The 25,984-nt window shown below is 47.6% G+C and carries 26 protein-coding genes; 9 read left to right on the forward strand and 17 right to left on the reverse strand.

The window, feature by feature from the left end; all coding sequences use genetic code 11:
* Positions 1-617: 617 nt before the first annotated feature.
* Positions 618-3,167, reverse strand: a complete 2,550-nt coding sequence (locus ACBZ72_11255; protein ID XES76737.1) for a hypothetical protein — start codon at positions 3,165-3,167, stop codon at positions 618-620.
* Positions 3,168-3,453: 286 nt separating this feature from the next.
* Between ACBZ72_11255 and ACBZ72_11260 the strand changes: the two genes are divergently transcribed.
* Complete coding sequence (locus ACBZ72_11260; GenBank protein XES76738.1) at positions 3,454-3,837, forward strand: hypothetical protein; 384 nt, start codon at positions 3,454-3,456, stop codon at positions 3,835-3,837.
* A 177-nt stretch (positions 3,838-4,014) separates the two neighbouring features.
* On the opposite strand, the gene ACBZ72_11265 is transcribed toward ACBZ72_11260, so the two are convergent.
* Positions 4,015-6,717: a hypothetical protein gene (locus ACBZ72_11265; protein XES76739.1), complete on the reverse strand. Its 2,703-nt coding sequence runs from the start codon at positions 6,715-6,717 to the stop codon at positions 4,015-4,017.
* 160 nt (positions 6,718-6,877) lie between these two features.
* On the opposite strand from ACBZ72_11265, the gene ACBZ72_11270 reads away from it, so the two are divergent.
* Positions 6,878-7,744, forward strand: a complete 867-nt coding sequence (locus ACBZ72_11270) for a TrmB family transcriptional regulator (protein ID XES76740.1) — start codon at positions 6,878-6,880, stop codon at positions 7,742-7,744.
* 75 nt (positions 7,745-7,819) lie between these two features.
* Here ACBZ72_11270 and ACBZ72_11275 read toward each other — a convergent pair whose 3' ends face one another.
* From ACBZ72_11275 to albA (ACBZ72_11310), 8 genes are all read right to left on the reverse strand, one after another.
* Positions 7,820-7,981, reverse strand: a complete 162-nt coding sequence (locus tag ACBZ72_11275) for a 50S ribosomal protein L40e (protein XES76741.1) — start codon at positions 7,979-7,981, stop codon at positions 7,820-7,822.
* 93 nt (positions 7,982-8,074) lie between these two features.
* Positions 8,075-8,947, reverse strand: a complete 873-nt coding sequence (gene sucD / locus ACBZ72_11280; GenBank protein ID XES76742.1) for a succinate--CoA ligase subunit alpha — start codon at positions 8,945-8,947, stop codon at positions 8,075-8,077.
* Positions 8,948-10,096, reverse strand: coding sequence for an ADP-forming succinate--CoA ligase subunit beta (gene sucC / locus ACBZ72_11285; GenBank protein XES76743.1), 1,149 nt, complete (start codon positions 10,094-10,096; stop codon positions 8,948-8,950).
* A gap of 32 nt (positions 10,097-10,128) precedes the next feature.
* Positions 10,129-10,587, reverse strand: coding sequence for a helix-turn-helix domain-containing protein (locus ACBZ72_11290; protein ID XES76744.1), 459 nt, complete (start codon positions 10,585-10,587; stop codon positions 10,129-10,131).
* A 159-nt stretch (positions 10,588-10,746) separates the two neighbouring features.
* Positions 10,747-12,066, reverse strand: a complete 1,320-nt coding sequence (gene aspS, locus ACBZ72_11295; protein XES76745.1) for an aspartate--tRNA(Asn) ligase — start codon at positions 12,064-12,066, stop codon at positions 10,747-10,749.
* Between the two features lie 22 nt (positions 12,067-12,088).
* Positions 12,089-12,598 (reverse strand): hypothetical protein, encoded by a 510-nt coding sequence (locus ACBZ72_11300; protein XES76746.1) that lies wholly within the window; start codon positions 12,596-12,598, stop codon positions 12,089-12,091.
* Between the two features lie 53 nt (positions 12,599-12,651).
* Positions 12,652-12,933, reverse strand: a complete 282-nt coding sequence (gene albA / locus ACBZ72_11305) for a DNA-binding protein Alba (GenBank protein XES76747.1) — start codon at positions 12,931-12,933, stop codon at positions 12,652-12,654.
* Between the two features lie 448 nt (positions 12,934-13,381).
* A complete protein-coding gene (albA, locus tag ACBZ72_11310; protein XES76748.1) occupies positions 13,382-13,666 on the reverse strand; it encodes a DNA-binding protein Alba in 285 nt (94 codons plus the stop codon).
* Between the two features lie 306 nt (positions 13,667-13,972).
* On the opposite strand from albA (ACBZ72_11310), the gene ACBZ72_11315 reads away from it, so the two are divergent.
* On the forward strand, positions 13,973-14,596 hold the full coding sequence (locus tag ACBZ72_11315; GenBank protein XES76749.1) for a CDP-alcohol phosphatidyltransferase family protein: 624 nt from the start codon (positions 13,973-13,975) through the stop codon (positions 14,594-14,596).
* A gap of 115 nt (positions 14,597-14,711) precedes the next feature.
* On the opposite strand, the gene ACBZ72_11320 is transcribed toward ACBZ72_11315, so the two are convergent.
* On the reverse strand, positions 14,712-14,999 hold the full coding sequence (locus ACBZ72_11320; protein ID XES76750.1) for a 30S ribosomal protein S26e: 288 nt from the start codon (positions 14,997-14,999) through the stop codon (positions 14,712-14,714).
* A 281-nt stretch (positions 15,000-15,280) separates the two neighbouring features.
* On the opposite strand from ACBZ72_11320, the gene ACBZ72_11325 reads away from it, so the two are divergent.
* From ACBZ72_11325 to ACBZ72_11335, 3 genes are all read left to right on the forward strand, one after another.
* Positions 15,281-15,865 (forward strand): cyclic nucleotide-binding/CBS domain-containing protein, encoded by a 585-nt coding sequence (locus tag ACBZ72_11325; GenBank protein ID XES76751.1) that lies wholly within the window; start codon positions 15,281-15,283, stop codon positions 15,863-15,865.
* 83 nt (positions 15,866-15,948) lie between these two features.
* Positions 15,949-17,298: a dihydroorotase family protein gene (locus ACBZ72_11330; protein ID XES76752.1), complete on the forward strand. Its 1,350-nt coding sequence runs from the start codon at positions 15,949-15,951 to the stop codon at positions 17,296-17,298.
* On the forward strand, positions 17,295-17,792 hold the full coding sequence (locus ACBZ72_11335; protein ID XES76753.1) for a Mut7-C RNAse domain-containing protein: 498 nt from the start codon (positions 17,295-17,297) through the stop codon (positions 17,790-17,792). The genes ACBZ72_11330 and ACBZ72_11335 overlap by 4 nt, the downstream gene beginning before the upstream one ends.
* Here the strand turns inward: ACBZ72_11335 and ACBZ72_11340 are convergent.
* The 3 genes from ACBZ72_11340 to ACBZ72_11350 all read right to left on the reverse strand — a co-directional run bounded on the left by ACBZ72_11340 (position 17,779) and on the right by ACBZ72_11350 (position 20,345).
* Positions 17,779-18,027: a DNA-directed RNA polymerase subunit K gene (locus ACBZ72_11340; protein ID XES78685.1), complete on the reverse strand. Its 249-nt coding sequence runs from the start codon at positions 18,025-18,027 to the stop codon at positions 17,779-17,781. The two genes, ACBZ72_11335 and ACBZ72_11340, sit on opposite strands and share 14 nt — an antisense overlap.
* A 6-nt stretch (positions 18,028-18,033) precedes the next feature.
* Entirely contained in the window at positions 18,034-19,695 is a 1,662-nt protein-coding gene (thsB, locus tag ACBZ72_11345) for a thermosome subunit beta (protein ID XES76754.1), read from the reverse strand.
* A 146-nt stretch (positions 19,696-19,841) separates the two neighbouring features.
* The gene (locus ACBZ72_11350) at positions 19,842-20,345 is read right to left on the reverse strand and encodes an amino acid-binding protein (protein ID XES76755.1); all 504 of its coding nucleotides are present in this window, start codon (positions 20,343-20,345) and stop codon (positions 19,842-19,844) included.
* A gap of 126 nt (positions 20,346-20,471) precedes the next feature.
* Here ACBZ72_11350 and ACBZ72_11355 point away from each other — a divergent pair, with 126 nt between their 5' ends.
* From ACBZ72_11355 to ACBZ72_11365, 3 genes are all read left to right on the forward strand, one after another.
* Positions 20,472-21,827: a TrpB-like pyridoxal phosphate-dependent enzyme gene (locus tag ACBZ72_11355; protein XES76756.1), complete on the forward strand. Its 1,356-nt coding sequence runs from the start codon at positions 20,472-20,474 to the stop codon at positions 21,825-21,827.
* Between the two features lie 98 nt (positions 21,828-21,925).
* Positions 21,926-23,032: a DegT/DnrJ/EryC1/StrS family aminotransferase gene (locus ACBZ72_11360; protein XES76757.1), complete on the forward strand. Its 1,107-nt coding sequence runs from the start codon at positions 21,926-21,928 to the stop codon at positions 23,030-23,032.
* Positions 23,033-23,142: 110 nt separating this feature from the next.
* On the forward strand, positions 23,143-23,523 hold the full coding sequence (locus tag ACBZ72_11365) for a cyclophilin-like fold protein (GenBank protein ID XES76758.1): 381 nt from the start codon (positions 23,143-23,145) through the stop codon (positions 23,521-23,523).
* Here the strand turns inward: ACBZ72_11365 and ACBZ72_11370 are convergent.
* Genes ACBZ72_11370 through tes form a run of 3 tightly spaced genes read right to left on the reverse strand, consistent with a single transcriptional unit; the run spans position 23,509 to position 25,884 of the window.
* The gene (locus ACBZ72_11370) at positions 23,509-23,988 is read right to left on the reverse strand and encodes a hypothetical protein (protein XES76759.1); all 480 of its coding nucleotides are present in this window, start codon (positions 23,986-23,988) and stop codon (positions 23,509-23,511) included. The two genes, ACBZ72_11365 and ACBZ72_11370, sit on opposite strands and share 15 nt — an antisense overlap.
* Before the next feature lie 50 nt (positions 23,989-24,038).
* Positions 24,039-24,371 carry a hypothetical protein gene (locus ACBZ72_11375; GenBank protein ID XES76760.1) on the reverse strand — a complete coding sequence of 111 codons (333 nt, stop codon included), beginning with the start codon at positions 24,369-24,371 and terminating at the stop codon, positions 24,039-24,041.
* A gap of 22 nt (positions 24,372-24,393) precedes the next feature.
* A complete protein-coding gene (gene tes / locus ACBZ72_11380; GenBank protein ID XES76761.1) occupies positions 24,394-25,884 on the reverse strand; it encodes a tetraether lipid synthase Tes in 1,491 nt (496 codons plus the stop codon).
* Positions 25,885-25,984: the final 100 nt, after the last annotated feature.

A 25,984-nucleotide genomic window follows, 5' to 3' on the forward strand; every position in this document is an offset into this window, starting at 1 on the left:
TGAAAAATCAGGGCTAATTTGTTTGCTTAAAAGAAGTAGTTGAACAGAATTTTTTTCTTGTGGTCAACTACTTCTCCGATGTTAACTTCTATTTCAGCCGTGCATTCGGTAAACTTGATAGCTAGAAACGACCAATGAAGCTACCGAAATAACAAGCCATAAAACAGGCGATAACTAATGAGCGAACACATAGAAGGCCTAAACAGAGACCAAACAGAAGGCTTGCTTTTCAGGCTCTTTTTTTACTGATTAGTGTGCGTTGAATAGGTAAGGTGGGATGTTTTTTAGGTGGGTGTGTGAGGGGGCGGTTGAGGAAATGAGTTCATGGAATGGGGCATGTGCCTTGGGGGGTGGAGGTTAGGAGATTTATTGTGGAGTATTTGTTTGGTGCTGTGAAGAGGGTTTTCAATGAGGGTTATCTTTTACTTAATGGATTGGGAAAGGTGGCGGGGAGGTTGGTTTTACTTGCTTGCGTTTAATATCAGGCGGGCTTTGAGCCTTCTTGGATCACAGAGGTTAAGGGCAGCTTTGCCTTAATTGGAAAAGCATAGAAAAATACCAGAGAAGACATCAGGCTTCTTGGGATTCCCTCACAAAAGGTTTCAATCACTTGCTTGCTACTTTTTCACACAGTCTGTAATTTTTCTCTTAGTAAAAAACAAGATACTGAAGCCGACGACTAGAACCGCTGGAACAATAAGTATTAGTAATATGCTGTTTTTTGAATCTGATATTTGATTTTCCGGTTCAGTCGCCGGTTGTTGGTTTGCTGTTGTGGAGGGTATCTGGGAAGATGTTTCTGTTTTCGGAGTAATGGAGGAAGTAGTTTTTGTTGCTGCGGGGACTGTGATAGTAAAGGCTGCGGACTTTTGCTCGTTAATGTGAATTGTATAATCCATGGTCTGACCGTCAACCGTCTTCAAGCTAACGGCATAATCGCCGGCAAAGCCTCGGAGCTTGAATTCTCCGCTCTGGTCTGTTTTCCCGCTGGCTGATGTCGTCCAGGAACTGATCAGTTCCTGGAGAGTGTAATACGCTTGTTTGGGCGTTAAGTCGGAGTTTAGTAAACCACCGTTGATAGCACCGGCAGCATAGGAATCATCGTCAGCAAAACCGGTTGACCACCCTGCGCCGTACATCAGAGGCTTTCCGAATGCCAGAGTATAGAAGCTTTTCACATATTCTGCCTGGGTCTGCTCGTTCCATGTACCATGCCACCAGTTGCCCCCTTCGACCTGTGTCGATGGTGCCTGGTTTTCCCTGTAAAAAATGGGTTTCCCATAGCTGGAATATTGATCGATCATATTTGAAATAGAAACCAGATCTAGAGCGACATTATAGTTCATTGGTTGTGTATAGGCATTTACTCCTGAGTTTTCTAGATGAAGACCAATCAAATCAATCGGTACCCCGTAATCCATAGCGAGGCGGATAAATTCCTGGTATGGAAGTCCGTCTGAAACACTCTCCCATGGTAGTCCCGGGGCCGGTTCGTCCAAATTAATATCTTCCGGTTTATAGTATGATTGTAATTGGTAAGACAAACTGGGATTCCAGCTCAATATAGTGGCCTCGGGATTAGCTTTCTTTATCGCTGAGGCCGTAACATTATATATTTCAAATTTTTGATTCCATGTCCAGTTGAACTGGTTAAACATGCAGGGCTCTGATATGGACTCCCAGATATTGATCTTGCCCGTGTATCTTTCTGCCACAGCATACGTGTAGCTGAATACATTTTCTTTGATCTGGTCGAAACTCATATTGTCTAAGTAAGTTGGACAGGCTGAAGGAGAGCCCCAATTGGCACGATAAAAGAACCACCCCAGATCGCCGATCAGTTTAAAACCTTGTTTCAATTGTAGATCGACCTGGTTATCAGGCCCGGACCAATCAAACTTGCCTGGTTCTGGTTGTACTTCTCCATAGGAAAAATAGACGTACTTGGTGTTAATTCCGGCTTGCTTCAGTAATTCTGTGTACTGTTGATTGCTATCATGAGAGCTTGAGGCAACTGCGAAATCGAAGTCATGGCTTGACTGTTTAAAGGAGAGGTCACAGCCATCAAGGGGTTTACCCGCCGCATCGACCGCCTTGATTGTGACTTCCCCTTTTCTATATCTTTCAATATCAGCGTTAGCTTTATCCAGAAAAAGTTGTTCATGAGCTGAAATGGTCGCCTTTAGCACTAAGTTAAGCTCGGTAACCGCGTTTTTCATATCGGGTGTCGCTTGCGTCAGATGTTTTTCTGCGGCTGCCAGATGGTCTTGACCTGAAAGCAAGCTGTCCGCCACGGAATCTGAGAATTGATACATTTCGCTCTTTAGTTCCTCATAGTCCCGCTGAAAATTAATAAGATTTGATTTGGCTGCCTCGTAGTTAAAATTCAGGACTAACTGCCCGCCTTGTTTGCCCACGGAATAGCCCTGCCCTCCATTATCTGCGGTCAATATACTTTTGCCTAGACCGGGAATTTCCCATAAAATCTTGATTTCGTAGGATGCCTCAGGCAGAACCACAAAGGCAGGGGTTGAAGTATCCCTGTTCACCTGTTGAGAGGGGTTTTCCTGAATGCCGTCTATATTGAGTACGGCATAGTTCGGTATCTCATTTAAATCGGTTGCATATAAACTGTTATTGGCTATCCGGGGAAGTTCATTATTACGCAGCATGATGCCGTTATTGTCATAGGCCTGAATTACCAGGTTCGCCCCCGCTTTCAATCTGAAATTTATTTGAGCGTCTTCCGTTTTTAGTAAGGATCTTGTCTCACCATAAATTGGAATGTATCTGCAGGGCGAAGGATCGCCTCCCTGTTTCCCGTCAACAAAAAAAGTATATAAGGGATCGGCAGGCACATTTAACTCATAATTGCCTCCAATATCGGTCAGAGTATTAGCTATAAAACTGCTATCACTGCTGATGAAGACGGTTACAGTGCTATTGGGTATGGGGATGCCCTTCTCATCGGTCACGGTGCCAAAGAGCGTAATCAAACTATTATCTGCATATGCGACGCTGGTCGCCGATCCCGAAACCAGGATTGCTAAAAAGAATGTCAGTATAAGAGAGGGTATTGTCAGTCTATTTATAATCCCCCGTTTACCTTGCACGATTATTTTAGGAAAGAGCCCTGTTTTTATCAGATTAGAAATTTCGCGTTTCAAGCTCCCAACCTGGAGATTTTTTATCCGCTTGAGTTGCTTCTTCGGCATCATAAATTCCGGTCGTGAAAATCCTGAAGAGATAATTCAGCTCATGACTATTTAAGCTTTCTTGAAGATTCGTTTCCGAATAAATAGCAGCACGGTAAACCCAATAAGCAGTATACTTCCGGGAATAACCAGGAATAAAGTTTTTATTCCTTAGACCTTAGTGTCAATTAGCGTTTTAAGGTTGAATCGGAGGTTTTATTAGCGTATAAGCCCAATATTTGCCTTTTAAGCTGATTTCGTGCTAAATTACAGCGCGTTTAGCCTACGCAAATACTTCAAGACACAGATGATAGCACTCGGCGTTCAAGGAGATTACGTTGACTACATGATGGGTCATACCATAGACACTTACCATGATATCCAGAGCCTGGGCATAGACAAGCTACGCACTGTTTACTCAGTATCCGGTCTATGCATCAGACAAAAGACGCAAATCAGCAAACTCCAAACGGCTAAGGAAATGATACGGACGCTAGGAATGAATCCAGAGCAGCTAATGACAAAAGAGGCACTAGCTGAAGGTGCAACAACCTACAGGAATGAAGAAGACCTCGAAAACCACCAGCTCGCAGTGCTTACCAGCCACCTAAGGCAGTTAATTCATCAAGCGGCAACAGGATAAATTCGTGTCAGGGCTATCGAATCCCAGCGGGTCCGCCACTTACGGTTATGAGAAGGGTTTGCTGGACCCAAATGGGCAAAACATAGGAGAGAAAGAATGAAAACTCAACAGCAGGTTGACAATCATTCCAGGTCATTCAGCCCCTTCTCGATGCGGTCAAAGAAAAAAGGGTTGTTGTTATTTTCGTCTCCGAAGCGCTAAGGCTGCGGCAACTATGATTACGACTGCGGCGCCTATCGCGATGTAAGTTGTCGTTGGCATACCACTGGTTGGCTGCGGAGCAATGCTTGGCGAGGGAGATTCAGGAGCCAACGAAGATGCAGTTTTTGTTGGCGCTAAAGTGGGTGCGGGTGCTGACGCAGAAGGCAGGGGGGTGACCACGGGTGATACGGCTGCAGAACCAACTGCGAAGTGAGTGGTTGCATATGAACTACCGTAGGATTTGCTGCCTTCAAAGGTCGCCGTGACTTGGTAGGTGCCTTCAACAGGAGGAGCCCAAGCAATTCCAAAGCTTCCGCCAATGTCGCTAAATGCGTTACCGATTTCTTGGGTGTTACCGTTAGGGTCAACTGCCGTTAGATGTACCGTGACGCCCTTGGCGTCTTTTGGAAATATCTGCTGCTCGTAGAGGTACTCCATCCAATCCTGCATGTCTTCGTCGCAGATGGCGGGGGTTCCGGGGGCTCCAGGAGATTGGTCGGTGACGGTTCCAGTTAAGAACACTGATGTCCCAAGAGGCAGCACTGTTTGGGGTGCAGATACTGTTGTTTGGCTGGGTCCTTTGCCGATGCAGTAGATTTTGTTGTCGTAATGGTTAAGGCCTAGTAGGTAACCGTCCGAGATTGCACCGCCGTTGTAGGTTCCGTCCCAAAGAAGAAGCTTCCAGATTTCGTCCCCGTTAGTGGCGTTTATGCATCGCATGTAGGAGCCGCGCCAGAGGGGTTGGCTTGGGGAGTGTTCAGTGGAGTACATGTAAAGTTTGCCATCACAGACTGCCGCTAACATCAGGGGGTAGGTTCCGTATGGGGATTCAAAGCCTTCCTGAGCGGGAACATAAGTCCAAAGTTTGTCTCCCGTGGTTATGTCGTATGCAACTAAGTCGGTACCTGCCATGCCTCCTCCGTAAGAGATGAGTTTACCATCGTAGATTGTTGCGCTCATGCCATAGTAGTTCCAGCTGTTTTCGGGTTCGGTTGGTCCCCAGATGGGGTCACCAGTTTCTAAGTTAAAGCCCCACCACTGTCGTGTCATGGGTTCGTTGAATATGAAAACACCGTCTTCAGGGTCAACGGTTGGTCCGCTCATTAGTCCGCCGCCGAATATGCCGCCCGCCACTGTATCAGGCACGACGGTTTCGGGTGGAGTATACGTGATGTCCCACAGCAGGGTGCCTTCTTGGCCTGGTTCAAGACTCAGCGCCCAAAGGTTACCCTCCTCAACGTAGGCACCATTATTCTTACCCGAAGTCCCCCCGATAACGAACTGGTCTTCACGAACTGCAAGTATGCTACCGGGCATTTGGGGTACGGATACGTTCAAGGAGTAGCCGTTGTTACCGTCAAAGGTGTAATTCAGGTAGGTTCTCCACATCCAGTAGGTGTTTGAGCTGAAAGGCCTGTCCCAGAGTGCACGACTAGTGTTCCAGCATTGCAGGTAGTTGGCTCCGTTTACATCGACAATGTTGTACCATAACAGGCTTCCATCTTTGCCGTAAACGTTCACTCCTGGTGGAGGACCAAAAAAGCCGCCGCCTACTGCCCAAGAAGGAACGTTGATAAGGTCACAGATGTAGTTGCCCATGACGGCGTCAAAAAGCATCCAAGTTGAGCCGCCGGTTATTCCAGAGTAGCCGTTCATGGCACCAGTGCTCCAAAGGTAGGGGAAGCCGCCATGTTGATTTGGGGATTCGTAATCATAGATTTGTCCAAATGCCAAGGCTTCACCGCTGATGCCGCCCGAGTAGTCAAACCCAGAGAAAGTTATGCCCCGAACTGGTCCAGTGGTGTTGTGGTAGTAGACGGTTTCGCCTGTGTAAAGGTCAACGCACCACCACCCCATGTGGGGAGCGGCAACGCTGTTGTAGTAGATTTTTCCGTTAAGTATTATCGGGTCAAAGCTTATGCCATCGTAGTGTTCCGTTTGGTAGCCAGTGTCGCCGAACCGTTCATCCATGATGCCGCCTGCCCATTCTTCCCTTGTCCAGAGGATGTGAGCAGATTCGGGTCCTACGCCGTAAGCGTACAGGGAAGTGGGTCCGTCGGTTTGAGCTGCGCCGCCTAGCCAGTTACCCACTAAGGAAGCCCAGTTTCTGTTGGCACTGTTAACGGGTACCTCCCAGTATTGGGTCGGCAGCGGGGGTTCCTGCCAGGCTTCTATTTGGTCCTTTTGCGCCATGAAGTAAACGGGGTCGCTTGAACTAGCAAGATAGGTGTCATTTATGCTGGTGGCTCCCGAGGACATAGGGGACCAGTCGGGTGGGAAGGGTTCACCAGTTATGGTTTTTGCTTCAAACTTGGCCACAACCGTATACTCGCCGATTTGGTCGGGCGTGAAGTGTGTGAATCCTGAACCTACAGGGTCGGAAATAATTGGACCAAGTGTTTCCATTGTCCCGTCCGGCTTTGTAACTTCGACATTAAAGGTCCATCGGTCACCGTAGGCGCCGTTTGCTGTTGGCGGGTACGCATTTAGCCAGAAAACGATATCCATCAGCTGACCAACGCCTATAGGGTTGTTTGTGACGGCAACATAGCACCAAGTGGGGACATCCCATGGGGGAGAATGTGCATTGGTGCTAGGCAAAGCCACAAGAGTTGTTGCAAGAGCCAGCATCATGATGATGGATAACAATAGTTTTGGTTTTTTGTTGGATTTTTTCACAGGTATCTCTCTCCAAAGATTCCTGAAACCCTATTCGTGGGCATAGTTTTTAAAAAATGGCAAGAATAGCATATTCAGACAGGTTCAGACAATTTTAAAAATCAAACGCAACAAATCATAAGACCAGTGCAGATTACAACTGCCAATTGGAGAGGAAAGATTGAGAGAGGAAGACATCAAAACCTTAATGGATTTAGGGCTCACCCTTTTGCAGGCAAAAACGTTTCTTGCCGTTATTGAACTGGGGGAAGCCTCAAACAAGGCAATTGCGAAAACTTCGAAAGTGGCACGTCAAAACATTTACCAGATAATGTTGTCGCTACAAGAGAAAGGGCTTGTAGAAAAGATTCTGGAGAAACCCATCAAATTCCGGGCACTACCGCTAAAGGAAGCAGCAGAAAAGCTATTTCGGGACCGAACTGATGAGTACCTCAAGGTGAAAGCGGAAACCCAAGAGTTAATTGAAAAACCTGAGAATGCTGAGGGGCCTGAAAAGATTCATGAATTTGTGTTAATTCCTGAAAAAGAGGCACATTGCCGCAGGATTGGGCAAGCGTTTGATGCGGCACAAAGAAGCATACACACCATCATGACTTACGTCGGGGAACCAGAAAAGGATGATTTACCTGCACCGCTACTAAACGCTATCTCAAGGGGAGTTAAAGTCAAAGTGATTTCTAACGTTCCAGAAAAAGTGCAGGTCATGACACCTGTTAAACGAGGCTGGACAAAAGAAGACACCTACGAAGTCAGGTATGTTCGCAAACCGCTTCCTGTTATGTTTTGTTCTGTGGACAAAAAAGAATTGTTCTTAGCGGCTGACCCTAAACCTGACCCAAACTGCACCAAGGCACTTTGGACAAACAACGTGGGGTTAGTGACGATGGCGGAGGATTTTTTCAGGCGAACATGGCGCAAAGCAGCACCCCCACTGCAAAATGTTTCGTCAGCGGATAAAATTGGGTCTGCGGAGAGCTTTTGCGAGAAAATCAGGGTTAAACCGCGGCAGCTAAAAACGACATCATAGAAGAAAGCAAAAGAAATAACGTTTAGAAGACAGCCATAAACGGTTGAGTACCGGGAAAGCAAAGAGAAAGGAAAACTACTTGACTAGTTCTCGCTTCTTCCACCGCAGGTTTTTGCTGTGGCATTTGCGGCATTTTGTGGCCGTTGCGGCATTTCTGATTCCACAGTCCCTGCAGATTTTCTTGTACAAGCGAGCTTTCTGTGCTATGGATTTCTTTAAAGGATCTAATACTGGCATCAATGTGACCTTCTTTTCGGGCTATACCTTTGATGGCTAACTTTCAAATATACCTTTTGCCTCAAACCGCACAGAGTGACACCAAAAACGTTCTCAACCAAGCCCTTGAAGCAACAGTTTGGCGACTTCGCTAGGTTTTTTGGCAACCTGAACGCCTGCAGCCTCTAAAACTGAGGTTTTGGTTTCTGCCGTACCCGACTTGCCCATGACAATGGCGCCTGCGTGACCCATCCGTCGCCCTGTAGGTGCTGAACGTCCAGCTATGTAGGCTACAACAGGTTTAGGATAATGCACTTTGGAGAGGTACTGAGCGGTAAGCTCCTCCAAGTTGCCGCCTATCTCGCCAATCAATGTCACTGCTCTGGTTTGGGGGTCAACTCTAAACATGTCCAGCGCTTCAATGAAGTTTAAGCCTGTCACTGGGTCCCCGCCTACACCTACACAGGTAGACTGCCCCAGACCAGCGTGAGTCAAGTCGGCTGCTATTTCGTAGGTTAAAGTACCGCTTCTGGAAAGAATGCCCACGTTGCCTTCAGAAAACTCGCTGGAAGGCATAATCCCCACCTTGCATTTTCCTGGTGTGATAACACCGGGGGTGTTTGGACCCACAACCACCGCGTTGCGTTGCGCCGCGTAACTCATCACGGCGATTGCATCTTTTATTGGAACATGCTCCGTGACTATGACAACCAGCCGGATGCCGCCCGCCAATGCTTCGAGGGCTGCGTCAGCCGCAAACAAGGCAGGTACGAAAATAACTGAAGCATCCGCAGTGTGGTCCAGTTGAGCGTCGTGCACCGTGTCGTAAACGGGTACGCCGTCAAGTTGGGTTCCGCCTTTGCCTGGGCTGACGCCAGCTACGATGCGTGTGCCGTAATGCCGCATGAGGTTCGTGTGAAAACTGCCCTGTTTCCCCGTGATGCCCTGAACAATGACGCGAGTTTTGGAATCAACCAGTATCCCCATTTAAGCAACCTCCATCTGGGCGAGTTTTACGGCTCTGGAGGCAGCTTTTTCCATTCTGTCAAAAACCGGCACCCCAGCGTCAGTCAGGATGCGTTTTCCTTCTGCCTCATTGGTTCCCATCAATCTGACCACCAAAGGCTTGGGGGTTTTGAGTTGTTGCCTAACCAAGAGGATGCTTTTCGCCACTTCGTCACAATGGGTTATGCCACCCACAATGTTCACAAACAACACTTTGACTTTCGGGTTAGACAGGACAGCTTCAAGGGCAGCTTTGATTCGTTGCAAAGGCGCACCTCCGCCCATGTCCAGAAAGTTGGCTGGTTGCCCACCGTAGAGAGCGATCAGGTCCATGGTTGCCATAACAAGCCCTGCACCGTTACCCACAACCCCTATGTCCCCGTCAAGCAAGACATACTCTAACCCGTTTTGTTGGGCTTCATACTCTTGGGTAGCCAAGTCTCTTTGGTGTTCCATCCGTAGTTGGAGGTATTGCGGATGCTGAAAAAGCGCGTTGTCATCCAAAATAAGACGCGCATCCACTGCAACAAACCGTCCATCGGTGGTTTCCACCAGCGGGTTCATCTCAGCCAGTTGAGCGTCGTAATCCATGCTTAGCCGATACATGTTCTGCAAAAGCTGGGCTAACTCAAGCATCTGACTGCCACTATACCCCAAACCTTTAGCAATCTGTCGGGCATGAAAAAGGCGCAAACCCAACTGGGAGTCAAGGAGCTGCTTGTAGATTTTTTCGGGGCGTTTCTCTGCGACCTCTTCAATATCTACACCACCCGCCTCAGAAGCCACAGCAACATAGCAGCGGTTGAACCGGTCAACGGTTAACCCAAAATAAAGTTCCCTCCTGACAGAAACCTGCTCTTCCACCAAAACTTTTGTGACCGCTTCACCTTTGATTTTGGAGTTCAGCAGGTTCTGGGCTGCTTCTTTGGCTTGTTGAGGAGTTTTGGCAAACAAAATGCCGCCGACTTTTCCTCGTCCTGCAACCAACACCTGTGCCTTAACTGCTACGGGTGTGCAAAACTGGGCTGCTATGTCGTATGCTTGTTGACTGCTGGTTGTTGTTGTGCCTTTGGGTGTTGGTAAATTGTAAAGGGAAAAGAGTGATTTTGCTTCGTACTCGTAGAGCTTCAAAAACATGTCCCCATATAGAGAGGGGAGGGAAGTTATTTTATGATTTCGATGGTTACGTAGCTACGGGTGTCTGTTATGCCGTCGATGGTGTAGAGTTTTTTGAGGGTGTTATCCATGTTTTCGCGTTCAACCATGATAAGGACATCCAAATCTCCTGCAATGCGGAAGGCGCGTGCGATGAAAAGTTCCCTGAGTTTTTCGTAAACGTCGATGCGTTTTACGGGGGAAACCTTGATGAGTATGAATGCGGGCGTTGTGGAAACGCCTAATGCTGTGAGCCCTTTCTCGGTAACGTCAATGAAACCGCGTCCTGTGCGGATGTATCCGGCACTTTTGAGTTTGCGCAGATGTACGTTTAGGGCTTGTCTGCTTATGTCCAGTTGTTTGGACAACTCGTCTTGTTTGACACGCAGGGTGTAGGTGTTTGTTGATTGCCCTTTATTGTATAATCGTTTTAAGAGTTGGATAGAACGTTTGGTTAAAGGCTCCACATTGGTCATCCTGTTTTTAGTAGTATGTTAAATTAAAACTTTACAATAGTGAGGTTACTTAAGAATTTGACGCCTAAAAGACACAAAGCAGAACTGCAAAACTAACAAAAGACAAGAAACACAAGAAACCAACAGAAAAAACGTTGACGAAAAAGAAAGTTAGGGGGTTAACCGCATTTGGTCACGGGGGTATAACGCCACTTCGCGAATGTTCTTCTTCCCCGTCAAAACCATCGTTAACCGTTCCAACCCGATTGCCCAACCTGCATGCGGCGGCATACCGTAATCAAAAGCCTGCAGATGATACTTGAAGGAATCGGGGTTAAGCCCTTTCTCTTTCATACGTTCCATGAGAACCTGTTTATCAGCGATTCGGGTTCCGCCTGAAACCAATTCAATCCACCGCCACATCAAATCGAACCCTTCACAAAGCTCAGGTTTGCCATCCTTAGGTTTGATGTAGAACGCCTTGGAGTGGGTGGGCCAATCAGTAATGAAGTAATAGTATCCGCGGTCTTTGCCCAAAACCCGGAAAGCCTCCGTTGAGATGTCCTCGCCCCAAGGGATATCAACGTCTTCTTTGTGCAGGTCTGCCAAAACTTCGTCGTAGGTAAAACGTTTGAATGGAAGCTCAGGAACCGTTGCCCGATACTTTAACGCCGCCAGTTCTTTGCTGCATTGCTCAGCCACCACCTTACAAGTGTGATGAATGACTTGCTCCAGAAGCTTCATGACGCCCTCAGCGTTTGCAAACGCTTCTTCTACGTCTACGGAAACGAATTCGCTTAAGTGCCTGCGGGTATGGGACAGCTCGGCGCGGAAAAAGGGACCAACTTCGAAGACTTTCTCCATGCTCATGGTCAGCTGTTCTTTGTAGAGCTGCGGACTTTGAGCGAGGTAAGCTTTCTGACCAAAATAGTCCACAGGGAACAATTCTGCTCCTCCTTCAGTGGCGGAGGCAATAATGCGGGGAGTGTGCAGTTCAAGGAACCCTTTTTCGAAGAGGAATTCCCTGATGGCTTTAACTGCATGATGCTGAATTGTGAACGCTGCCACGTTTTGTTCTTGGCAAAGGTCTAATGCGCGTGCGTCAAGGCGGGCTTCGATGTTTGCAGGCGTTTTGCCCGTTATGTCGAGGGGAAGCTGTTCGACGGCTATGTTGAAGATGCGAAGTTCTGTTGGGATGACTTCGACGCCTCTGGGGGTCATGGTGGTTTTCTTGACGGTGCCTTTGATGCCTATGCTGAAACGTTTCTGCAGAGCATCCGATTTTGCTAAAACTTCAGGGGAAACCCGTTTCTTTAGGATGGTGACTTGTATTGTGCCTTCGCGGTCTTGCAGGATAACAAAGCGTATGCCGCCTAAATCGCGGACTTCTTGAACCCAACCAAAAAGGGTAACTTCTGCGCCATCAAGAGAAGGCGTAACGTTTGAGGTATAGTGTGTTCTGACCCAGTCTCCCATTGAATCCAACATCATAAATGGTTTCTCCGTTGAGCGGTTAATCTGCGAATTCTACGCGCAAAGACATTTTCCGCACAGATTGTGCAATCTCTTTGATGGCCGCCAAATCGAAAGGCAACTGTGCGCCACGTTTTTTGCGTAAAATCACTCGAGTCTCGGTGGTCCCGTCAGGCAACCAAATTTTATTTATCGTTAAAATATTGAGTGGTGTGAAAAGGTCTTCAAGGAACTTGCGGTCATCCACACCATTCTCCAAGACCCGAATGGATTTACCCGTTTCTTCGCTAAGAGCCTTGACAATTTTACCGCCATACCCAAGCAGTCTAGGTACATCACCATGACCCACCATTAAAGCTATGGTGCGGTTGGCATCCACGGCTTTATAGAAGCAAACGTTCTGCAGCGAGGGATATTTCTCTTCAAGAATCAACAGAGCACGCGCGATTCGAAGGTCTAATTCGCTGATTTCGCCAGCTTTAACTTTGGCGGAACATTTTTGGCATAGCATGCCACTTTTGAGGCAGAAACTGCAAAGTTCGGTTTTCATTTGGAGACCTGCAAATTTTGAAGGAGCACTCTTTGCTCCAAGGCGAGTTAAAGTTATTGCGTTAAGGTTATCTCGATGGTGCTCACGTTGGTGAGGTTATTGCCTTCACTTTGTTGAAAGGAAAGCTGGTCGGTTCCAATGTCGACTTTTGTTATTTTCACGTTAGGAAGGAACCGTCGTCTGACGACTTCAGCCACATCAATCGCGTGACAAATGGACTTTCCACGTGCCTTGATGTTAACTTCTTTTGCGCCAGCGTGAAAGAGAGTGATACATGCAAGCACGTAATTCATGACTGGTTTGCGTCCGATCAGCACCGAGTTACTCTCCGACATAGCTAACGTGGCACTCCTAGTTTCTTTGTTGGCTTCATTAGTTTTTTTCTCCGCGAATTTATAGGTTGTGGTGCATTAACTGACAATTCTAACCCAGCGAAGTGATGTTTTTGTCGGAAGTTGCCGCGTTTTCGCGTTGGGCTTTGCAGTTTTGCGGGGATTTACAGTAAAGGGCACTTGCCAAAGGACAAGAGGAACCGCAACATTAGGATAGGGAGGGAGTGCACCAATAAACGTTTTGCATGAGGAGAGGTGTTTTCTCCTTCAACGGTAAAGGCCCCATGCGTTTCAGCTGAGGGTAGTGAGTTCAGGAAAGAACAGAAGTTTTGAAAGCCAAGCCATAAGGCAACCCCAAGTTAAATTTAAAAGTGTAGTTAAAACTACAAAAAGGAAAAAGAAAATAAGGAAAAATATGCGAAAATATTTTCGGTTACTTGCTCTGTTTTGGCTACTTCTTCAATGTTATTTCCATCGTAGAAACCATTCTAGACTTGGTCTCTCCCTCTCGTGGTGGCATCTCAGCAGTCCCAATCGCGATTTTGCTAACTTTGAGGTCTTTCACAAATCTGTTTCGGGCTATTTCAGCCACGTCCACGGCGGTCGTTATTGCTTGGCCTCGGGCTTTAAGGGTTATTTCTTTTGAGTTTCCTGAGGAGAGACTGGTTATGATTGCCAAAACATAGCTCATTGGCGGTTTATTTCCGACGAAGATAACGTCTGCATTTTCTGCCATATTTGTTTACTCCTTACGTGTTTATGTAACGTTTGCCGGGTATGCTCGCGTCTGTCCGCGACAGAGCGTTACTGTTTTACTATTTCGGATTCTCCCTTATATGTTCTCTGGGGATCAACAATGTTGCCTTGAATACGCAACCAAAACGCGTCCCAGACGACGCAACCTAAACCAGAAAGGGACAAGAAATGGCGCTGTCTAAACCTTCAACCAAGCATACCTTTACACATTCACAACACAAACAAAAAATCAACAACAGCCCCAACTTTAATAACAAGAGGCAACATACAAAACTAAGAATCCGACATGCTCACTAAACTAAAACAAAAAGTCCAACAGGCACTCGCCTCGGAAGCCGCCGTTGCCCACAAAATAGGCTTAACCCCCAACATCGTTTCAGCCATAGGATTCATCTTGTCGTTCACGGCGGGGGTTTGCTACGCATTAACCAGCCAAGAACAACCACTGTGGTTACTTGCTGCCGTGTTTTCACTAATGGCATCTGGATTCTGCGACACCTTAGACGGCATATTGGCACGCACCTACAAACAAGCAAGCCCCTTTGGAGGCTTTTTAGATTCTCTTCTGGACAGGTACTCGGACTCGTTTGCGTTTGCAGGCATCATAATCAGCGGTGCAGGAATAATCATAAACGCCCAATTCATCCTCATTGCCGGGTTAGCTGCACTGGCAAGTTCCTTTATGGTAAGCTACAGCCGTGCAAGAGCAGAAGCTGTTGGTATTAAAATGGAGTCCATCGGATTTGCAGAAAGACCAGAACGCATCCTAATTCTTGCCGCCGCAAGCATAGCCGGCATTTTTTGGCTTCCCGCCTTAAACATCGGCGTAGTTGCTATTGCGGTTTTGGCGACGATAACGGTTTTACAAAGGGCAAGACATGTGTATATAACACTAAACGCAAAGAAATAAGCACCAGAAAAAGTTAATGCTCAGTTTAGTAGGAAAGCTTGCTCAACAACGCAGGATATAACTAAAATTTATAGAATAAAGTACATTTTGAGGTTAAAGAAGAAAACGACGAGGATTATCGCCGTTTGGGACGTGAATGCCGTTCACTTTCAGAGCGAACTTTCACGATGCCGCGGTGTACAGCGCAGGAAACACAGTACCATTTAGTGTCCACCCAAGAAGCGATGTACGTGCCTTGCTGCCTTAGCTCTTTAGCTAGTTGGGGCTCAACAAAAGACACTCGACGAGTGGACCGCTTAGCTTTGTCTCTTGGCACCTGCTGCCCACAGTTTGCACATTGAACTAAGCTGCTGCTTCCTTTGCTTCCTTTGGAACGTCCTCGGCTTTTACGTTTAAATGGCAATTTCGGAATCCTCTTTAATTCTGTAACACAATTTACTATTCCACTGACTTATATATGTGCTCTTGGAGCTTTGAAAAAAGCTATGGTTGGCTGCATCTATGATTATCCAAAAATTAGAAGCCAACTTACAAGCAGCATCAATGAATAAACATCCAAAAGTCTCAAAACCTCCACGGAAAACCCCAAGGGGGCAGCGTGTGGAAAACTCTTAAATTGCGCATCACCATTCTCTTGACTTGAACATGGCATGCTATCAAAAAGCTGTTGAGACGTGGATTATTATGTCTGAAATTGGATTAAGAACGCGGATGCTTGTAAAAGACGTGATGAGCAGCCCTGTTGTAACAACCGACGAGGAAGCCCCCTCTAATAAAATCGCAAAACTGATGGATCAAAACAAATTCGGCTGCGTAATCGTCACAAATGAAGATGGAAAACCTTTGGGCATGATAACTGAACGTGACCTTGTCGTTCGAGTCTTAGCAAAAAATCTTAAACCCGAAACTGTAACAGCCAAAGATGTCATGACAGCTCCCCTTGCTACAATTGACCCTGAAGCAAGCATAAGTGATGCGGCCAGAATAATGAGCCGATTAGATGTTCGAAGATTAGGCGTAATTTACCGAGGCGACCTCATCGGGCTGGTTTCCAGCAGGGACATTTTAGGCGTCATGCCTGAACTTATTGAGATAATTCAGGAGCGTTTTCGAATTGAAGGCTCCAACACCTCAGAGGAGCAAGTTGAAGAAGAAACGCCTCTTTCGGGTTACTGTGACCGCTGCGGAGTTTACTCAGAAGACCTCAAAGACAAGAATGGACAGTTCCTGTGTGAGGATTGCCGAATAGAAGTGGAAGAAGCAGAGTAACAAAATTCTTTCCTTTCTTGTTTGGGTTTAAATAAGCAAATAAGCCACCGTAACTCTTCTAGCTAAAACAGGACGCGTTAGATTTGATTGTTGACACGGTGCTAACCAACACAAAAATTTTCGTACAAGGCGAAATTGTGGACTGCAGCTTCGCCCTTGAAGAGGGCAAAATTCAGAAAATCGGCAAAGAAACCAACATGCCAAAAGCCGACCAAAAAATAGACCTGCATCACATGCTGGTTCTGCCCGGAATAATCGATGAACACGTTCATTTACGTGACGAAAACAAAGTCTACAAAGAAACGTTTCAAACTGGAACTGAGGCGGCTGCGGCGGGTGGAGTAACCACGGTTTTGGATATGCCAAACAACGCACCCATGACCATGAGTGGTGACGCATTGCGAACCCGTATGCAAACTGCCGCTCGCCGCGTGTTGGTTAATGTGGGTTTCTACTCAGAGTTCCCCACGGACCTGCAAGAGATTAAGGGAATTGTTGGGGAAGGCACAGTGGGTTTTAAGCTGTTTATGGCTGAGCAGTTGGGCGGGTTAAATATTGACGATGACCAAGCACTAAGAGAAGCGTTTGGGGTTGCCGGGAAGGCAGGGGTTCCAGTTGCGGTTCACGCTGAAGACCACCTGATGCTTAAGAAAGCCATCGAGAAGGCTAAACTATCCCACAAAAACGACATGCCCACTTTCCTGAAAGCCCACAACGACAACGTGGAATTAGCTGCGGTCAAACGCGTACTTGCGCTAAGTGCCCAAATCAAAAAAATGCATCTGCACATATGCCATCTTTCCACTCAAAACGCCGTAGAAGCCGTAGCAGAAGCAAAAAAGGCAGGCACCCCAGTAACGTGTGAAGTTACCCCTCACCACCTTTTACTCACCCAAGACGCCTATGAGGAGGAGGGGGCTACGGCGGTAATGCTGCCACCCCTGCGAACCAGAGAAAACGTGGAAGCACTCTGGAAAGGACTCACCGACGGCACCATTGACACCGTTGGCTCCGACCATGCCCCTCATGCCCCAGAAGAAAAAGACGCAGCCACCATTTGGGAAGTAAAAGTTGGCATACCCGGACTAGAAACCATCCTCCCGTTAACCCTCACAGCAGTTCACAAAAACCAGTTGACGCTCGCACGCGCCCTGGAAGTTCTCTGTGAAAAACCTGCCGAAATTTTTCATTTGGCTGAGCGGGGAAGTTTGCAGGAGGGCAAGAATGCGGATTTGGTTGTGGTTGATTTTAACGCGAAATTCAAGATTGATGCTTCGCGGTTTAAGTCCAAAGCCAAGTTTTCGCCGTTTGACAAGTGGGAAGTTCAGGGTAAACCTTTGAAAACTTTTGTGAATGGCGTTTTGGTCATGGATGAAGGCGCAATCGTGGCTAAGCCTGGAAGCGGCAGGGTGATTCGGAGAGCCAAAACGTGAATTTCCTTTTGGATGGTATGTTGGGAAAGTTGACTCGTTGGTTACGCATGATGGGACATGACGCCAAGTACTCCACTGCAGACGACGTTGAGCTCTTGGAAAACGCGAAAAAGGAAGCCCGCGTACTACTCACAAGGGATTTAGCGCTCTATCAGCAGGCAACTGCTAGGGGCGTAGAGGTCTACTACGTGGAGGGCAAAACCGAGCCTGAACGGTTAGCTGAACTATCTATGCGTTTTCAGTTGCCTATAGAAATCGATTTGAAGCAGTCACGTTGTCCTAAATGCAACACCAAACTTGCCACTGCCTCAAAGCAAGAAATTGTCAACCAAGTCCAAAAAAACACGTTTGCACACTATGATGCTTTTTGGAGGTGCCCAAACTGTGGAACCGTCTACTGGCAAGGCGCACATTGGACTAATATAGAGGCAACGCTTAAAGAAGCAAAACAGAAAAGGGAAAAACAAAAAGAACCCGATTTTAGGCTACCATGAGCCATTTTAGGGGAATGTCTTGGAAGGTTCCGTCGGGTAGTGTGCGTCGAACCGTCATGGGAAGGATGCCGACTTCGAGTTCTCTGAGGGCGATGTCGATGGGGCTTGTTAGGCTACTGTCCACTTCGATTAGGATGGGGGCACCCATGGATATCTGTAGGGACCTTGCACCTACGATGCGGGCTTTCTCGAAGCGGGTTATTTTTGGGGGACCGACTTCAACGTTTTCTTGAATCGCCGTTTAGAAGCCTCCCATTCCGTCCATGCCACCCATGCCTCCGCCCATTCCGCCGGGCGGTGTTGGGGGTGTTTTCATTTTTTCGGCAGCGATCACATCATCGATTTTCAAAATCAATGTGGCTGCTTCACCAGCTGACTTGAGTATCTGCTTCTTTACTGCAACTGGCTCAAACACGCCTACTTTGTGCATGTCTTGCACTTTGCCAGATAAAACTTCAAATCCAGCCCATGTTTCGCCTTTTTCGTGTCTGGACCGCAAGTCAGAGATGACATCAATGGGGTCTAACCCCGCGTTCTCAACCAGCGTTGTAGCTATGACTTCGAGGGCTTCAGCAAAGGCTTTAATAGCCAGCTGCTCTCTGCCAGATTGGGTTTCGGCGTACTTTTTAAGAGTCATAGCCATTTCGAGTTCTGGGGCTCCGCCGCCAGCAACAATTTTGGGCTCCCGAATCAAATCTCGAACCACACATAGTGCGTCGTGAATTGACCGCTCCGTTTCGTTGTTTAGCCGTGGGGATGACCCGCGGATTAGAATGGTGACTGCCTTGGGTTGTTTGCATCCTTCGATAAAGGTCATTTTGTCCTCGGCAATTTTTCGTTCCTCCACCAACGCTGCCTGACCAAGGTCGTCGGCGGTAAGGGATTCGATGTTGCTGACGATGCTGCCGCAGGTGGCTTTGGCTAAGCGTTCCATGTCGGATTTTTTGGCTCGGCGAATGGCTGAGATGCCTTTCTTGGAGAGGAAGTGCTGCACCATGTCATCAATGCCTTTTTGGCAGATAACCACGTTTGCGCCCGAAGCCGCAATTTTGTCTGCCATAGCTTTGAGCATGGTTTCTTCTTGTGCGAGGAAAGCCTCAATCTGCTCGGGGCTGTCAATGTTAAGTTTGGAATCATACTCAGTTTTTTCGAGTTCCAAAGAACAGTCCAGCAACGCAATTTTGGCGTTTTCCACCCGTTTAGGCATGCCGGAGTGGACAATTTCTTTGTCAATTACAATGCCATTTATGAGGCTGGTTTCCTTAATGGAGTCACCCGTTTTCTTTTCCACCAACACATCATCTACGTCAGCTTTGTAGCCGTCGCCTTGTTTTTCTGCAACTGCAAGCATGGCGTTTACCACAATGTCAGCCAAAGCATCTTTGTGTTCAGCGACAAGTTTGCTTGCCATGGAGGTGACGGCGGCTTTTTTGAGGTAACTGGTGTCTTGGAGGTCTATGGGTAGTGCAATTTTTTCTAAAGTTTCCAAGGCTTTTTCTTGGGCAATTTTGTAGCCGTCGGTGATTACGGTTGGGTGAATGTTCTTTTCCAAGAGGTCTTCGGCTTTGGTTAAAAGTTCACCTGCCACCACAACGGCGGAGGTTGTTCCGTCGCCTGCTTCGTTGTCCTGTGCCTTGGCAACTTCAACCAGCATCTTTGCTGCAGGGTTCTGAACATCCATCTCATCTAAGATGGTGCGTCCGTCACTTGTGATTGTGACATCGCCGAAGTTATCGACGAGCATTTTGTCCATGCCTTTGGGACCTAAAGCGCTTCGGACACTTTCCGCTACAATTTTAGCGGCGGTCATGTTGGTGTTTTGGGCTTCTTTTCCGCGAGACCTGTTAGTGCCTTCTTTTAGGACGAGAACTGGCACACCGCCAGCTTGTACATTTGACGACAAATTCCATAAACCCCTTAATGCGAACAACAACAAAACAGCATAGGCATATAAATTTTTCTAGAAGCAGGTATTACTTAACATGAAATAAACAACCCAAAAACTCGCCAATTGTCACATTAATGTTAAATCAGGCAGAAAAAATTCAGCTAGTAAACGGATACCTTAGCGACCCCCTCAATTTTAAGCAGTTGCGAAATCAATTCGCCAGAAAGCTTCTTTTCCACAATCAACGTCAACTTTGGCTCAGGCGAAAGTTCAGGGTCATCCACAATTGCCTGACGGATACTCAAGCCGCCGTTTGTGAGAAGCATAGCAGAGTTTGCCAGGATGCCGTGGGCTTTTGCGTCCACGGGTGTTATTTCTACAACGCCCAGGTTGAGGTGTTTGGCGATTTCTTTCAGAGAGTGTCCTGCGGGGCGGATTTCTTCGAATATGAGGCGGAGTTCACGGTTGCCTTTTATGGCGCGGACAGTTTCGTTGACTGTTCGGCGGTCTACGGTGGCGACTCTTGCGATGCGAATAGGTGGAATCTCGATTTGGTTTAGGTAGATTTTCTGGTTCCTCACGGTTAACCCGTTTTCCACAAGGACACGTGCAACTTTGAGCCGTTCAGGGTATTCTTTGAAGTGTTTTTTGATTAAGCTCCACATGCAAGCCACGTATTCAAGTACATTTCGGTACAATAACGCATAAATATGTTCCCTAGTTTTTGTTGTTCAACACAGCAGAAGTTATAACGCAGTAGAATTATCAAATACACATTACAGGTGTAAAAAATGGCGAAACCACTAAACGAAGACTATTTCGTCACATTACCCATAGACGAAACTCCCACCTCATGGTACAACATTCAAGCTGACCTCCCGGAACCTCTCCCACCACCACTGGACCCAGAAACAAAAGAACCCATAAACCCCGAAAAACTGTTCCGCATCTTCGGAAAAGAACTCGTAATGCAGGAAATGGCGCAGGAACGCTACGTCAAAATCCCCGACGAAGTCTACGATGCCTACATCCGCCTCCCCAGACCTTCCCCGCTGTACCGCGCACGCCGCTTGGAGAAGTTTTTGGGAACTCCCGCGGAAATCTACTTTAAATGTGAACAGTTCAGTCCCGCAGGCAGTCACAAAACCAACTCCGCCATACCCCAAGCTTACTACAACATGAAACAAGGAATCACAAGGCTGGTCACCGAAACGGGCGCAGGTCAATGGGGCACCGCGTTGGCGTATTCCGCTAAAATGTTCGATTTGGAATGCCGTATCTACATGGTTCGCGCCAGCTACTTCCAAAAACCTGGCAGGCGACTCATCGCCCAACTCTATGGTGCGGAGATGCTTCCTTCACCAAGCGACAACACCGAGTTTGGCAGAAAACTCCTCAAAGAAGACCCCAACCACGTCGGCTCCTTAGGCATCGCCATCAGCGAAGCAGTGGAGGATTGCATGACCGACGAAAACACACGCTACACCTTAGGTTCGGTGCTCAACCACGTCTGCATGCACCAAACCATAATCGGTCAAGAAGCCCAGAAACAGTTTGACCTCATCGACAAGAAACCCGACATCGTTTGCGGATGCATCGGAGGCGGCTCCAACTATGCTGGCTTTAGCTTCCCCTTCATGGCTGACAAACTCAAAGGCAAATCCGACATCGAATTTGTTGCCTGCGAATCCAAAGCCGTTCCACACACAACCAGAGGCGTCTACACCTACGACTACGGCGACACCGCAGCCACAGCACCCATCGTCAAAATGCTCACCCTCGGACACAACTACGCTTGCCCACCCATCCACGCAGGCGGCCTCAGATACCACGGCATGGCCCCACTCGTGTCGTACCTGATTCACAAGGGATACATGAAATCCGTCGCATACCACCAAAAAGAAATCTTTGAAGCAGCACAAACTCTTGCCCAAACCGAAGGCTTCGTAATCGCCCCAGAAACAGCGCACTCCCTCAAATACGTCATAGACAAAGCCTTGGAATGCAAGAAGACGGGCGAGAAGAAAATCATCGCCATGAACTACAGCGGACACGGCTTGCTGGACCTTTCAGCCTACGACCAGTTCTTCAGCGGCAAACTGGTGGATTTCGAACCAGAAAAAATTGAAGTCCCCCTGTTCAAATAAACAACAACCAAATTTTCTTTTTCTTCTTTTCCTTTTAAAGCAGTCAGATAAATTGAAATATCCTCTTAGGCATTGTTTTCCATCCTGAGGCGCAACCGTTGATACCTATTAATCTCCCCCGAGTTGGCGAAGAAGAAATTCAAGCGGTCGTTAAAGTCATGCGCAGCGGCTACCTCACCAGCAGCCTTGGCGCAGGACCAGAAGTCACTAAATTCGAAAAAAGCTTTGCCAAGATGGCAGATGCTAAGCATGCAGTGGCAGTGAACACGGGTACGGCTGCGTTGCATGCGGCAATTTCAGCGGCAGGCATCAAAGCGGGCGACGAAGTTATCTTGCCCAGTTTCACGTTTGTGGCTACGGCGGAAGCGGTTGTTTTGGCTGGCGGCAAACCCGTATTTGCCGACATAGACCCTGAAACCTACAACGTGGCGCCTAACGAAGTTGAAAAGAGAATCACAAAACAAACCAAAGCCATTGTGCCCGTGGACCTTTATGGGTTATCCGCCGACATGTCGTCCATTCGTGAAGTCGCCGACAAATATGGCTTAGCGGTTGTGGAGGATGCCGCCCAAGCTCACGGCTTAGCCTACAGAGGGAAAGCCGCAGGTGCGTTTGCTGACGCAGCGTGTTGGAGCTTGTATGCAAGCAAAAACATAACCACCGGCGAAGGCGGCGTCGTGACCACAAACGATGATGAAATAGCTGAACGTTTGAGGATGATTCGGACGCATGGAGAAAAAGCCAAGTATGCCTCGGAAATGTTGGGATGCAACTACCGCATGTCAGAAATTCAAGCGGCCATAGGTTCCGTACAGCTTGAAAAGCTCCCTAATTTCGTGGCAAAACGCACCCAAAACGCGCAGAAACTAACCCAACTTTTGTCCCAATCCAACAAGCTTTGCCTGCCCGCAGAGCCTAAAAACGGGAAGCACAGTTGGTACCTCTACACGGCAAGGCTTTACAACGGGAATGAAGCTGAACGTAACCAGCTTTTAGATGCACTTCACCAAAACGGGATTGGCGCAGAAGCTTACTACCTGAACCCCGTTCACACGATGCCCTATTACTTGAACAATTTTGGGTCAGTTAAGCTTGAGGAAACCGAGAAAGCGGCAAAGCAGGTTTTCTCGTTGCCTATTCACCCAAGCGTCACCGAAGAACAGGCGGAGTTTATCGGCGAAACAGTATTAAAGTTGCTGTCTTAAACGTCGGGTAAACTGCAGGTTTACTGCAAATGTTAAATATGAACTTAGCATATTAGGTACACCTGTTTGCCTTAGAGGTTCATAGGCATTTCTCAAAGAAGGTAGAAACATTGAGTGAAGTTTCCCGTGTAAAAATAAAGTTTCAAATCGAGGGTTTAGGCGAAGCCGAAGGCGAACTAGTACGGTTTATGGCGCCCAGAACAGTTGACACAATCGTCCGCAAACTCCCCATCGAAGGACGCGCCGCCCTCTACAAAGAAGAAATCTATTTTGAAATCCCCCTAAAAATGGGAGAAGAAAAAGCCAAACCAACTGTGGAAACAGGCGCCATAGCGTTTTGGCCTATGGGCGGGGCATTGTGCGTGTTTTACGGGCAATCCCAACCGTATAGTCCGGTGAGTAATCTGGGGAAAATTACCAAAAACTTGGAAATCTTTAAGCAAATAAAAAGTGGAACCCGAATACGGGTAGAGCAGCTAGTAAGCGAGTGAGCTTTCACGCCACATCTCTAGCAGCCGCTCACATTCCTCTTTTACTTTGGCATCGCCTGTTTTGTTCTGCAGCTGTTCTAGGAACTCCATGCGTTTTTGTACGGTTCGTTTTTCTGAAGCCCCGCCATAGTAGAGTTCGCCGTCCAGATACTCCTTCATGTGGTAAGCTTTCTGCACTAGCAAACTGGCAAAATCAACTTCGTTTTCTACGGCGAACTTGTTAGCCCAGATGGCGACTTCGGTTTCCCGCAGTTGGGTTAAGCCGTCTATCTCAATTATTTGCCTAAGGTAAGTTCTGAGAAAATCATAACACCCCGCGGTTTTTGCCAACTCAAGAGCCGCATTTACTTTCTCCACAAAGCTGTCGTCACCCTGCACGGTCAAGTCATGCCTGTAGCCAGCGTCCACCAGCATTTTGGCTGCTTTGTGTTCTTCTTCGGTGTATACTCTTTCTGGAAAACTCAAAACCAATGCCCCCAAAATAACCGAAAATGAAGCCTAAACTGCGCAGGTAATTATGCGCAGGGCTTGTAGACTTTAATTGTGTGGTTGCCTGAAACGAGTTCAACTGAGCCGTTCTGCTGAAGCTGACCAAGGAACTGTTTAGCTGCACTAATCTTGACACCATATTTTGTGGAAACAGCGTAGGGTGTCAGAACGGGCATTTTCTTGATTTCAGCAACGATGCGCTCGTTTTTGGCGTCTGGCGGAATCACGTTGATGATTGTTTTCTTTTCTTTTGGTGGTCCCGCTTTTTTGTCTTTCTTTTCTTTCGCGGCTTTAGCTGCGTCTTCTTTGCCTTGCTGGCGTTCCATCTGCTTTAAGCCGAGCTTCTTTTTTCCACCCATGATTATCACTTGCGTTCCTGTTCTAGACTGGCTGGCTTATTTCAACCTTATGCTTGTTTTGCCACTCTTTAATTGGGACGCCAAGTTTCTTTTCGACTTCGGTGCGATGAAGACTGTTGTAGGTGCAGAACGGAATAATCCGCCCATCTGGCAGAGCATAGTGAATCAGGCATCGCTGGACCCGTTCTAAGTCAAAGTTGTAGGGGTCCATAAAGTGCATGGAAGTTAGCAGAAGCGATTTTCGCTGCAAGTCACCAAGACTCTCATAACTACCCTCAGAAAGCACCCGGAACACGTATTTGCGTAGGAAACTGAACTTCACGTGACGTGACGCATTAACTAACTGCAGTTTGGCGCGGTTCTTGTTGCCTTTTTGAGATTCCTCGCAAACCTTTTTCAGGGCCTCGATGAATTTGTCCACGTTAGCTATGTGGGTTATGGGGGTGGTTTTGCCGTCTTCTACAAACAGGTAGGTTGCCATGCCGCAGTGGGGATGCCCAGTGAATTCGATGTAGTTTTTGTCTTTGATGGAGCCGACGGCTTTGGAGACAGGCGCTACCGTTGGGACGGGATAAAAGTCGTCAGCTTTCACAACTCCGTTAGTTTGCTCTTCAACAAGCCGCATGAAGTCGGGGATGGTGATGCGCATTTTTTCGCGTTCCTGCTGAGGAATGCGTCCGCAGAGGGAAACGGGCTGCACGTTTATGCACCGGATAACATCGAAGTTGTCGGTGGCGAACTTTATAATGTCGCCTAGCTGTGTGTCGTTAACGCCTTTCACCAACGTAACGACCAGAACGATGCTGTTAAAACCTGCTTCCCGAAGGTTCTGGATGGCTTTCATTTTGGTGTCCACCAGATCCACGCCACGGATAAACTTGTAAACATCAGAGGTTAACCCGTCAAACTGCAAGTAGATGGTGCTGACGCCAGTCGCCCGCAATTGCTTGGCATATTCGAGGTCTTTGCTTATTCGAACGCCGTTCGTGTTAACTTCCACATGTCTAAAGCCCAGTTCTTTGGCTTTTCGAATAAAGTCAAAAAGTTCGTTGCGGATGGTGGGTTCGCCGCCGCTGAACTGCAACGCCGTAGCAGGCACGGGTCTGTTTGCCCGCAGGTTTTCCAGCATAGCGGTAACTTCTTGGGCAGTGGGTTCGTAGACGTAACCCGCGGCGGAAGCGTTGGCGAAGCAAACGGGGCATTTGAGGTTGCAGCGATTTGTTATGTCGATGATTGCCAGTGCAGTGTTGGACTTATGTTCTGGGCATATGCCACAGTCGTAGGGGCAGCCTTTTTCTTTTTTGGTGCGGGGGTTCTCCATGCCTTCACCGTCGAAGCGGAACTTCTCCGCCCGCATGTATTGGTCGTAGTCTGACCAGTAAAGTTCCGTAAACTCGCCGTGTTGGGGACACGTTTTCTTGATGAAGACTTTGCCGCCGTCCTCGAAGATTTCAGCGTCTAACGCTTGGAGGCATTCGGGGCAGATGGATCGTGTGCTCTTAATTGGGTTCATGTTAACCACTGAATCGTGAGATTTGTTTTGCGAAGGGCTTAAGAGCCGTAGAGCACATAATAAGGTTTCCAAACTAATACAACGGTGAATAAGGGGAAAC

It is taken from the genome of Candidatus Bathyarchaeia archaeon (assembly GCA_041447175.1).
In the GTDB taxonomy this organism is placed as follows: domain Archaea; phylum Thermoproteota; class Bathyarchaeia; order Bathyarchaeales; family Bathycorpusculaceae; genus JADGNF01.